The 10660-nt window shown below is 68.9% G+C and carries 13 protein-coding genes; 7 read left to right on the forward strand and 6 right to left on the reverse strand.

Translation table 11 applies throughout. The features are described 5' to 3' along the window. Positions 1-3 precede the first annotated feature (3 nt). The 6 genes from AC1DW0_RS02820 (at position 4) to AC1DW0_RS02845 (ending at position 4718) form a co-directional block, all read left to right on the forward strand. On the forward strand, positions 4-669 hold the full coding sequence (locus tag AC1DW0_RS02820; RefSeq protein WP_056197196.1) for a response regulator: 666 nt from the start codon (positions 4-6) through the stop codon (positions 667-669). Next, a complete protein-coding gene (locus tag AC1DW0_RS02825) occupies positions 666-884 on the forward strand; it encodes a DUF3820 family protein (RefSeq protein WP_056195958.1) in 219 nt (72 codons plus the stop codon). The genes AC1DW0_RS02820 and AC1DW0_RS02825 overlap by 4 nt, the downstream gene beginning before the upstream one ends. Further along, on the forward strand, positions 881-1594 hold the full coding sequence (locus AC1DW0_RS02830) for a phosphodiester glycosidase family protein (RefSeq protein WP_457355013.1): 714 nt from the start codon (positions 881-883) through the stop codon (positions 1592-1594). The genes AC1DW0_RS02825 and AC1DW0_RS02830 overlap by 4 nt, the downstream gene beginning before the upstream one ends. A gap of 120 nt (positions 1595-1714) precedes the next feature. Next, complete coding sequence (locus AC1DW0_RS02835; protein ID WP_457355011.1) at positions 1715-2581, forward strand: ABC transporter ATP-binding protein; 867 nt, start codon at positions 1715-1717, stop codon at positions 2579-2581. Next, entirely contained in the window at positions 2578-4146 is a 1569-nt protein-coding gene (locus AC1DW0_RS02840) for a hypothetical protein (RefSeq protein ID WP_457355009.1), read from the forward strand. Before AC1DW0_RS02835 ends, AC1DW0_RS02840 begins: the two co-directional genes overlap by 4 nt. Before the next feature lie 56 nt (positions 4147-4202). Beyond that, positions 4203-4718 carry a hypothetical protein gene (locus AC1DW0_RS02845; RefSeq protein WP_056195968.1) on the forward strand — a complete coding sequence of 172 codons (516 nt, stop codon included), beginning with the start codon at positions 4203-4205 and terminating at the stop codon, positions 4716-4718. Here AC1DW0_RS02845 and AC1DW0_RS02850 read toward each other — a convergent pair whose 3' ends face one another. From AC1DW0_RS02850 to AC1DW0_RS02865, 4 genes are all read right to left on the reverse strand, one after another. Further along, positions 4719-5585 carry a DMT family transporter gene (locus AC1DW0_RS02850; protein ID WP_056195971.1) on the reverse strand — a complete coding sequence of 289 codons (867 nt, stop codon included), beginning with the start codon at positions 5583-5585 and terminating at the stop codon, positions 4719-4721. It lies immediately after the preceding gene. Further along, complete coding sequence (locus AC1DW0_RS02855) at positions 5578-6405, reverse strand: DUF2182 domain-containing protein (RefSeq protein WP_477944847.1); 828 nt, start codon at positions 6403-6405, stop codon at positions 5578-5580. Before AC1DW0_RS02855 ends, AC1DW0_RS02850 begins: the two co-directional genes overlap by 8 nt. A 145-nt stretch (positions 6406-6550) precedes the next feature. Next, complete coding sequence (locus AC1DW0_RS02860) at positions 6551-7153, reverse strand: DUF1326 domain-containing protein (RefSeq protein ID WP_477944849.1); 603 nt, start codon at positions 7151-7153, stop codon at positions 6551-6553. Between the two features lie 145 nt (positions 7154-7298). After that, positions 7299-8870 (reverse strand): cation:proton antiporter, encoded by a 1572-nt coding sequence (locus AC1DW0_RS02865; protein WP_477944851.1) that lies wholly within the window; start codon positions 8868-8870, stop codon positions 7299-7301. A gap of 141 nt (positions 8871-9011) precedes the next feature. Here AC1DW0_RS02865 and AC1DW0_RS02870 point away from each other — a divergent pair, with 141 nt between their 5' ends. Next, the gene (locus AC1DW0_RS02870) at positions 9012-9755 is read left to right on the forward strand and encodes an ankyrin repeat domain-containing protein (protein ID WP_477944853.1); all 744 of its coding nucleotides are present in this window, start codon (positions 9012-9014) and stop codon (positions 9753-9755) included. Here AC1DW0_RS02870 and tsaA read toward each other — a convergent pair. Both tsaA and AC1DW0_RS02880 read right to left on the reverse strand, forming a co-directional pair. Next, the gene (gene tsaA / locus AC1DW0_RS02875) at positions 9752-10159 is read right to left on the reverse strand and encodes a tRNA (N6-threonylcarbamoyladenosine(37)-N6)-methyltransferase TrmO (RefSeq protein ID WP_477944854.1); all 408 of its coding nucleotides are present in this window, start codon (positions 10157-10159) and stop codon (positions 9752-9754) included. The two genes, AC1DW0_RS02870 and tsaA, sit on opposite strands and share 4 nt — an antisense overlap. A gap of 30 nt (positions 10160-10189) precedes the next feature. Further along, positions 10190-10585 (reverse strand): YciI family protein, encoded by a 396-nt coding sequence (locus AC1DW0_RS02880; protein ID WP_477944856.1) that lies wholly within the window; start codon positions 10583-10585, stop codon positions 10190-10192. Positions 10586-10660 lie beyond the last annotated feature (75 nt).

Genomic DNA, 10660 nt, shown 5'->3' on the forward strand with positions numbered 1-10660 from the left:
TTGATGATCGAGGACGAACCGGAGATCCGGCGCTTCGTGCGCATGGCGCTGGAGAGCGAAGGCCTGGAGGTCTTCGAGGCGGCGACGTTGCAACGCGGGTTGATCGACTCGGCCACGCGCCGTCCCGAGCTGGTTGTGCTGGACCTGGGCCTGCCCGATGGCGATGGCCTGGACTTCATCCGCGAGTTCCGCGGCTGGTCGCAGGCGCCCGTCCTGGTGCTGTCGGCCCGTGAGGGCGAGGACCGCAAGGTGCAGGCCCTGGACGCCGGCGCCGACGACTACCTCGTCAAGCCCTTTGGCGTGGCCGAACTGCTGGCCCGCGTGCGCGTGCAACTGCGCAGGCACGGCGGCGGCGGCAACGACGCCGACCCGGTGCTGCGCTTTGGTGACGTCGCCATGGACCGCGCGTTACGCACGGTCACCAAAGCCGGCGAAGAGCTGCACCTGACGCCCATCGAATACCGGCTGCTGCAGGAGCTTGCCAACGCTCCGGGACGCGTGTTGACCCACCAGCACCTGCTCAAGGCGGTCTGGGGCCCGGGCCATGCCGAGGACGTGCATTACGTGCGCGTGCACATGGCCAATCTGCGCAAGAAGCTCGAGGCCGATCCCAACCGGCCGCAGTGGCTGGTGACCGAGGCGGGCGTGGGCTACCGGCTCAAGACATGAATCCGGAAGACCTGCTGAAGCTCGTCACGACCGAGATGCCCTTCGGCAAACACAAGGGCACGCTGATCGCGGACTTGTCCGGCAACTACCTGGGCTGGTTTGCGCGCGAAGGCTTTCCTAAGGGCGAGATCGGACGGCTGCTGGCCTTGATGTACGAGATGGATCACAACGACTTGCGGGGCCTGCTCAAGCCGCTGCGGGGGCGTGGCCGATGAAGCGGCTGCTGCTGGCGTTGGTGCTGGGGTCTGCGCTGGTGGTGGCCAGCCTGGCTGCCCGCGCTGAAGGCGATGGCCGCTTCACTGTCGTGCGCGTGGACCTCGCCACGCAGAAGCTGCGTCTGTTCTGGCAGGATGACCGGGGCCGGCCGCTGCGTCGGCTGGACAAGTTGTCGGCCTGGTTGAGAGGACAGGGCAAGACGCTGGCTTTCGGCATGAACGCCGGCATGTACCACGCGGACGCGAGCCCCGTCGGGCTGCTGGTCATCGACGGGCGCGAGCTCGCGCCGCTCAATCTATTGAGTGGAGAAGGCAACTTCTTTCTGAAGCCCAACGGTGTTTTCCTGCTGACGGCTCACGGAGCTCAGGTCGTCGACGCGGTGGACTACCCGGCGCTGCGCGAGGGTGTCCTGTTCGCCACCCAGTCCGGGCCGCTGCTGCTCAAGGACGGCCAGATCCATCCGGCCTTCAGCGCCAATTCGGCGTCGCGCTATATCCGCAACGGCGTCTGTGTGCTGGGTTCACAAGCCCTGTTCGTCATCACCGAGCAGCCCGTCACGCTGCACGAGTTCGCCAGCTTCTTTCGCGACGATTTGCACTGCAGGGAGGCGCTGTATCTTGACGGCGCCGTGTCCAGCCTCTACGCGCCCAGGCTCGGACGCAACGACCATTGGAGCGAGCTCGGGCCGCTGTTTGGCGTCGTCGATTGACGCCGGCCCAGGCCGCGCTTTCGCCGGCCTGAACCGCGCGGTGAGCGGTCTGTCGCAAGCGCGTTGGAGGCTGGCCTCTGGATCCCTAGGCTGCGCTCATTCACAAGATGAGGAGTGGCCATGCTGCAGATCCAGAACGTCTCCAAGAGCTTCGGAAAACTCAATGCCGTCGACGGCGTGTCACTGGAATTGAAGCCCGGTGTCGTCGGCCTGATCGGCCACAACGGCGCGGGCAAGAGCACGCTGATGCAGATGCTGGCCACGCTCACGCGGCCCACCAGCGGGCGCATCCTGCTGGACGGTGAGGACATCGTCGCCAAGCCCGAACTGATGCGCCGGCGCCTGGGCTATCTGCCGCAGGACTTCGGCGTCTACCCGCATCTGACGGCACTCGAGTTCCTGCAGTACTTCGCGGCGCTGAAGGGCGTGCGCGACCGGCAGCGGCTGAACGACCTGCTGGAGCTGGTGAACCTGCACGAGCAGGCCCACCGCCCGGCCATCGGCTTCTCGGGCGGCATGCGCCAGCGCCTGGGCATCGCGCAGGCCCTGCTGAACGACCCCGACGTGCTCATCGTCGACGAACCCACGGCTGGTCTCGACCCCGAGGAGCGCCTGCGCTTTCGTCACCTGCTGGGCGACCTCGGGCGCAAGCGCCTGGTCATCGTGTCGACCCACATCGTGTCGGACGTCGAGAACATGGCCTCGCACCTGGCCGTCATGCGTCAGGGCCGCCTTGTCGCCTTCGAAACCCCTGAAGCCGTGATCGCTCGCGCCGTGGGCAAGGTCTGGATGGCCCAGCTCGCGCCAGCCGATTACGAAGCGCTGAAGGGCCATGTGCAGGTGCTGCAGGCCCAGCCTCAGGGCAGCCGCATTCAGGTGCGCATGGCGCATCCGTCGCGCCCCTTTGCCGAGGCCGAGCCGGCGAACGCCAGCCTGGAAGAGGCGCTGATGGTCCAGCGTTATGCCGATGCGCGGGAGGCCGCATGAACACCAGTCTCTACAAGACCCTGGTGCTGAACGAATGGCGCTTGCGCAGCCGCCGGCTCAGCAGCCTCGTCATCCTGCTGGCCGTGGTGGCCGTGAGCTGGTTGATGGTGCTGGACCCGAAAAGTGGCATGGCCATGATGGTCGTGAACAAGCAGCGCATCGCCTACGAGAGCCAGGCACTCGCCTTTGCGAGCAACCTGATCGCGTCGCTGCTGTTCGGCCTGGCTGGCTTCTACCTGGCGCGTGGCCGCACGCAGGAAGACGTGCGCTGCGGCACGGCTGCCGTGCTGGCCGCCACACCCGTCAGCAACGCGCAGCTGCTGGGCGCGCGCTGGCTGGGCGCCTTCGGCTTCCTGCTCTCGCTGGGCACCGTCGTGATGCTGACGGTCTGGGTGTTGCAACTCGTGCGCGGCGAAGGCCCGTTGCAGCCCTTGCCCTATCTGCAGATGCTGGTGTTCGGGCTGGCGCCCGGCCTGATGCTGTGCGCCAGCCTGGCCGTGCTGGCCGACGCCTGGGCGCCGCTGATGGGCAAGCGTGGCGACGCGCTCTACTGGGTCTTCTGGATGGTGCAGTTCGCCTTCATCCCGGCCACGCTGGGGCAGGGCGCCGTGCGGCTGACCGGCTGGCAGGTGTTCGACATCAATGGCATGTCGCCGTTGCTGGTCGGCGTGAGCCAGTTGATGGACGTGACCCACATCAGCGTCGGTGGCAGCCCCTTCGACGCGACGCTGCCCCGCCTGCACATGCCCGCTGGCCTGTGGAGCGCTGAGTTGATCGCTTTGCGCCTGGGCTCGATGGCGCTGGCCCTGCTGCCGCTGCTGCCCGCCGTGATGTTCTTCCATCGCTATGCACCAGACCGCGTGAAGCTGCGCAACCCCGCCGGTCGCTGGCGCATCGTGCAGTTGCTGCAATGGCTGCTGCGCCCGCTGCTGCGGCCTTTCACCGCCGCCCTTGGCCTGTTGCTGCGCGCCAGCGCCCGCCTGCCAGGCCTGCCCGGCCGCTGGCTGGCGGACGTGAGCCTGGTGTTGCTCAGCCAGCCGCTGTTGGCCCTGGCGATGGGGGCCGGCACGGTGGCCTGCGCGGTGGTGTCGACGGACCTCGTTCCCGCGCTGCTGGCCGCAACGTTGTGCGCCTGGGGCATGGCGGTGGCGGACGTGAGTTCGCGTGATCTGCAGAGCGGCACATGGGCTCTGGCCAGCGCAGTACCCGGCGGCGCATGGGAGCGCGGCTGGCGCCAGGTGCTGGCGGCCTTGGGGCTGGGGCTGCTGCTGGCCTTGCCGGCCTTGCTGCGGATCTCAACGGTGCAAGCCTTGGCCTGCGTGGCCGGCCTGCTCTTCTTGAGCGCAGCCGCCACGCTGCTGGGCCGGCTGACCCAGGGCTCGCGCACCTTCCTCGCGTTGTTTCTGTTCGCGCTCTACCTCAACCTGCAAAAGACCGGCGTGGCGGCGCTGGACCTGTTGGGTGTGGACGGCGCGGCCAACGCAGCCAGCGTGGCCGGCTATGCGCTGGCGGGCGGGCTGGGGCTGGTAGCACTGCTGGCCTGGCCGCGGCTGCGTCGGACCTGAGCCGCCGGTACTGGCCTACAGCGCCCCTGCGAAGAATGGCGCAAGATTGCCAGGCCATGACTGCACGCTTCGCCGTCCTTCTGCTCGCCGCCACCTTTTGCGGGATGGTCGGCGCTGCTCAGGCCGAGGAGCTGCCCAGATCAGCGGCCTGCCGCATCGCGCTGAATGCGCTGGACGAAGCGGAGGAGGCCATCGCGGCGGCCGCTGCCGCTTCATCGACCAGCTTGTCCGATCAGCAGCGCCAGCACTCGGTGGCCGTGCGTCTGCAGCCGCTGCGCAAGCGCGTGGCGGATGCCTGCCTTGGCGGGCTCACCACCTCGCCGCCGCCCTCGCAGCACAGCTGGGTGGTGCCGACCGCGCCCGCACGGCCTGGCGTGGTGGCGCCCCGGGTGCCCATGCCAACCGTGCCGCCCGTGGCCTTGCCGCGTCCGCAAGCGCCGGTCACCGTGACCCAGTGCAATGCCGCCACCTGCCTGGCCAGCGATGGCTCGACGCTGACGCGGGTCGGCCCCACCCTTGTCGGACCGCGCGGTTCATGCACCGTGCAGGGCGTCTTCCTGCGCTGCCCGTGATCAGCGCCGCGACTTGCTGGCCAGCACCAGCGCAATGCCGCCGAGGATGGCCGCCGAGGCCAGCAGCAGGCGCGGGGTGACGGCCTCCGACAGCAGCGCCACGCCGCCGAATGCGGCAATCAGCGGCACCGACAGCTGCACGGTCGCGGCCCGCAGCGCGGACAGCCCGCGCAGCGCGGCGTACCAGATGACATAGCCGATGCCGGACGTGACGGCGCCCGAGGCGACGGCCAGGGCGATACCGGTGGTGCTGGCGCGCGCCTGGGCTGCGAACAGCAGGCTCACCAGCAGAGCGAGTGGCGTGGCGCGCAGGAAGTTGCCCGCTGTTGCCGCCAACGGGTCGCTCACGCCGCGGCCGCGCAGCGAGTACAGGCCCCAGGCCAGGCCCGCTGCCGCCATCATGGCCGCGCCGAGGACCGGTGGCGCCGCCACGCCGGGTGACACCAGATAGACCAGCCCCGCCACGGCCAGAGCGAGGCCGAACCAGGCCAGGGGCCGGAACCTCTCGCCCGAGCGCAGCCCGGCGCTGAACATCGTCACCTGGACCGCGCCGAACAGGATCAGGGCGCCCGTGCCCGCTGACAGGCTGAGGTAGGCGAAGGAGAAGAAGGCGACGTAGGCGAACAGCATGGCCGCGGCGAGCCAGTCGGAATGCGTGGCGGCGGCCTGGCCGGGCCTGAGCCGCACGATGGCCGCGAGCGTGACCGCCCCGGCGGCCAGCCTGATGCTGCCGAAGCTGGCCGCATCGATGAGATCCTGCCGCAGGGCGAGCCGGCAAAGCAGCGAATTCGCCGCGAAGGCCAGCATCGCCGTCGTGGTCAGGGCCAAGGTCTTCAGCAGGGGCAGGCCGGCGCGCGACTCAGACATGGACCCCCACCAGGACCGCGGCCCAGCCCAGCAGCGCGACGCCCAGCGGCGTGCTCAGCCGGTGGCCCCAACGGACATTCTTCTCAACCGCCATGACCGCGGCCAGCAACAGCATCCAGCCGAGGCTGCCGGTGCCGAGCGCAAACATCAGCAGCATCAATGCCCAGCAGCAGCCGACACAGAACAGGCCGTGGTGGGCGCCCAGCATGAACGCGTGCCGCGCCTCGGCGTGGCCGCGCCAATGCTGCATGACGAAGCTCAAGGGGGTGCGGCACTTCTCCAGGCAGCGGTGCTTGAGGCTGCTGAACTGGAAGACCCCGGCCAAGGCGATGATGGTCGTGCCGATCAGCCAGCCATGCCAGGCCAGCAGGGGCACGCCGTTGACGAGCGCCAGCAGCCCCGCGTGCAGCACATGGGCCACGAGCCCGAAGCCGCCCCACACCGCCATATAGCCCAGGCCCAGCAGCAGGAGCAGCCGGCGGTGGTCCGCCCGCCGCGCCGTCAACCGGTCGAAGGCATTGAACAGGGGCAGGGTGGTCGGCAGCATCATGGCCGTGGTCATCAGGATCCAGGCGGCGCTGTAGAGCAGGGCGGGCACGATGACGTTGCCACCGGGGATCGCCCGGCAGACGGAGGCGGCCGGGCCCGAGGCCGTCCAGTCGCCGTGGTCGAGGTAGCGGCCATAAGGGCTGCCCGCCCAGGCCCACAGCGCCAGCCAGGCGAGCCCGGCCAACGCGCTCAGCACGACGAGGAACACGCGGCGATGACGGGAATCGCCGGCTGGCGGACCCGCCGCTACGGCGCCGCCAGCGGCGCTCAATGGTGCACCCTTCGGCCTGCGGCCTTGCCTGGCCGACAGCGCGGCCAGGCGTTCGCCAGGCATGGGATGCCCACAGGGCATCCCATGTCCGGGCTCACTCCCGCCAAGCGGGAGCGAGCTTGCTTGGGGCGGCCCTGCGCGGCGCTCATGCGTCGAAGACGAAGGTGCTCTGCAGCGCGTTGTGGTTCTTGAGATCGAGGTCGATGCCCAGTGCCGGGTTCTTGGAACGGTAAGTCGGGGCCTTGCCGACAAACACCGGCGCGCCCGGCACCGTCGAGAACACGGTGTCGGACAAGGTCGTCAGCCCGCCCATCGCGCCGCGGTAGGGCTCGAGTTCGGCGTAGTAGTTGCTGCCGATCTCGAGGATGCCCTTGCCGTCTTGCACGGTGAACTTGATGGGCGCCCGCTCGACCGACACCACCGTGCCAATGAGGGCAGCGAGATCGGCGACCGGCCCGCCGGCCTGGCCCGTGTAGACCTTGAGCAGGGCTGCCTCCTGCGCCGCCGATGCCTTGTCGTCGACAAAGATCGCGGCGGTCCAGTTGCCTTTGAGGATATTGCCGGGGACGTGGGCCACGGCTGCGATGGTGTTGCCGCCGACGTCCACGCCGTCGATCACGCCCTTGTCGATGCGCCAGGCGACGATGGTGTCGCAGGTGCCGTTGTCTGGGTCCTCGCCGATCCAGCACGGGCACAGCACATTGCAGTTGCAAACCTCGAGCAGACGACCTTCCAAGTGATAGCCCATATGACTCTCCGTCAAAGCCAAACACAATGAACTTGTCGCCGTGGCTCGGCCGGCAAGGCAAAAATCATCCTACGCCGCGGTGCCGGGTCGAGTCCAGGTTCGTTGAAGACGGCATCCTCAATCGATCACCCCTACTTCGTCGCATCTACTCCGTCGCATCGGCATTCGCCGCCCGCAGCGGATCCGACACCTCCAGCCAATCCAGATCGTTCTCCAGCGTGTGGAAGGCGTCGTCGCCGATGTCGCCGGCGTCGCGCATGGCCAGCAGCACCTGCCGGGCCGCCTGCAGCGCGGCGCGGTAGCTGTTGTCGTACTCGGCACCGAATGAAGCGAACGGGCTGCCGCTTTCATGCAGCGGCCGGCCCAGGTGCATCTTCAGGTTCTTGCGCACCAGGCTCACGGCGGGGGAGCCGTCTGCGGGCAGTTGCTCAAAGGCGGCCTCCAGCATGCGCTGGCGCGCGGCATGCTCTTCATGCGCCACCGGGTCGCCGTCCTTCAGATTGAGCGCGCGCAGCAAAGGCTTCAGTGTCAGCCCCTGGATCAGCAGCGTGCCCAGCACCACGAGAAAGGCCGTCAGCACGATCAGGTCGCGGGCCGGAAAGCGTTCGGGCAGCGCCAGTGCCGCCGCCAGCGTGACGATGCCGCGCATGCCCGCCCAGGAGATCACCAGCCCGCTGCCCACGCTGGGCCGCAGCATCGGCCGCGGCGGATTGAAGCCGTGGCGGTGGTCGCGCCAGCGGATCGCGGCGTTGAAGGACATGTGCCAGGCGACGCGCACGACGATGACGGTGACCAGCACCGCGGCGGCCACCAGCAGGTATTGCGTTCGCGCCGACGGCTCCAGCGCCATCAGGATGGGGCGGATCTGCAGCCCGATGAAGATGAACGCAAAAATGTTCAGCGCGAACACCACCGTGGCCCAGACCGCGTTGGTGGGGATGCGAACACGGGCAGGGATGCGCGCCGGTGCCATGCGCGCCAGCGTCATGGCGAAGCAGACCGTGGTCAGCACGCCCGACAGCCCGACATGCTCCGCCAGCTGCCACACGCTGATGGTGCCAATGAACTGCAGGATGATGGCCGTGGGAATGTGCTGCACATGCTCGAACATGCGCTGCACCAGCCAGCCCAGCGCAGGCCCCGCGATCAGGCTGCCCAGCACGGCCAGCAGGAAGGTCGGCGCCACCGCCTGCACCGAGAAGCCGCCGGCCGCCACTGCACCGACGGCCAGGCGGTAGATCAGCAGGGCGCTGGCATCGTTGAGCAGGCTTTCACCTTCGAGGATGCCCAGGATGCGCTGCGGCGGGCGCAGCGGCCGCAGCACCGCAGTGGCCGCCACCGCATCGGGCGGCGCGACGATGGCGCCCAGTGCCACGGCCGCGGCCCATGGCAGGCCCGGCACGAGGGCGTGAGCCACCATGGCCACTGCGGCCGTCGTGAGGCCGACCGCGAAGATCACCAGGCTGACCAGCGGCGCCCAGTTGTCTCTGAGGTCCCGCAATGAGGCGTCGTAACCAGCGTCGACGAGAACCGGCGCGACGAACAGGGCCAGCACCAGTTCGGGCGGCAGGCTGGGGCTGGGTGCACCCGGCACCAGGGCCAGCAGCGCGCCGCCAATGGCCAGGAACACCGGGTAGGGCGCGCCCGCACGCCGCGCGGCGGCAGCCAGTGCCACGGCGGCGACGAAGAGGACCAGGATTTGTTCGAGTTCCTGCACCGGCCGGAGTATGGCGAGCTCGCCCTGGCAAAGGAAGGCGGGCCCGGCAGGCCGGCGGTCGTAGCATCGCTTCCCAACACCCAGTCCCCAGTCCCCAGGCCGCGCCGTGAAGGCGCACCGGTTGCTTACCGAAAGCAAGTCATGACCGGCATCTCCGAGCGTCTGCTCACCGCCTTTGAAACGCACGACGTTGAAGACATCCGGGCCGTCCTCGATGCCGGCTTCGATGCGAGTTCAAGCATCGGCGGCAAGACGGTGGTCAACCATCTGATCGAGATGTACTTTCGTTCGGACCGGTTTGCCACCTGCCTTCGGTTGCTGCTGGAACGTGGCGCCGTGCTGGACGACCCGCACCTGGCGCCCGTGCTGCTCAACGACGCCGACGCGCTGGCCACCGCCGTGGCGACCAATCCAGCGTTGCTGCGGCACCGCACGCAGATGCCCTGCACCTTCACGCCGCTTGACGGCGCCACGCTGCTGCATGTGGCGGCGGAGTACGGCCACGCGGCCGTCGCCGAGCGGCTGTTGGCACTGGGCGCAGACCCGAACGCCGCGGCCGATGTCGACGCCGACGGGCTGAACGGCCAGACGCCGCTCTTCCACGCCGTGAACTCGAATGCCAACCGTTCGGCGCCCGTCATGCGCCTGCTGCTTACGGCTGGCGCGCGGGCTGATGTGCGAGTGCGAGGCATCACCTGGGGCCGCGGCTTCGACTGGGAGACGGTCTGCTACGACGTGACGCCGCTGTCCTATGCCCAGCTTGGCCTGCTGCCGCAGATGCAGCGCACCGAGGCCGATACCTACGCCAACATCGTCGAACTGCTCGCGGCCTTGGGGCGGCCCGCGCCGCGGCTGGGCAATCTGCCGAACCGGTATCTGCGCTAGCGCTCCCGCAGGCGATCCAGCACCGGCTTGACGTCGATGATCGGCGTGCCGTCGAACGCTTCGAGATGGAGCGCCTTGTAGCGAAGTGGGCCGTCCTTCTCGACCAGCGTGACGCGGTGCAGCCCCACGGGGTTGGGCCGGTCTTGCGAGCGCGTGCTGAACACGCCGCGCAGCGGGGCGTTCAGGTCGTCGCGTGGATGCACGCTCAAGGTCTCGCGCTGGCCGTGGTCCAGCCAGGTCAGCAGCAGGATGTCGTCACCGACCTGCAGGTCGCGCAGGCCCGCCTCGAAAGCGGGCAGGAACTCCAGCCACGCCGTGGGGGCGCCTTCATCGCCTTGCTTGGGCGCCTGCTCCCGGCTCGTCAGCGGTGAGCGCACATGGCCGATAGGTTGGAGGACGAACATCTGTTCTGCGCGACGGCGCGGCGCCAGGCCTCAACGCTGACGCCAGGGCGGCGGCGTTTCGTTGGTGATGTCCGTCGCTCGCGCCCGCTCGGCGTCGAGGGGGCGGATCTCCAGCGTCAGACCGAAGGCCAGGCAGGGGTTCTGCGCGGCGAGTTCGGCCGCTTCCTCCAGGCTCGTGGCGACGATGAACCAGTAGCCGCCGACGATCTCCTTGGTCTCCGCGAAGGGACCGTCGGTGACCAGCCCATGGGCAACGAGCTTGCCTTCGGGCGCCAACCGGCTGCCGGGCATCATCCGCCCCGCCGCGAGATGGCCCTCGTACCAGACGTAGAACTGATCGATGGCGCGCTGGACGTCCTCGCGAGACGCTTTTTCGTCCCACAGCCCACGCGACACAACGAGGTATTCGTGCTGCGATTGGTTCATGGGTGGATGGTAAATGCAGGGGGACCGTGGAGCGTTCCGCGGAGGCCGAGTTGGGGAGCCAGACCTCCCGCGCCA

The organism is Roseateles sp. P4_D2 (assembly GCF_056401875.1).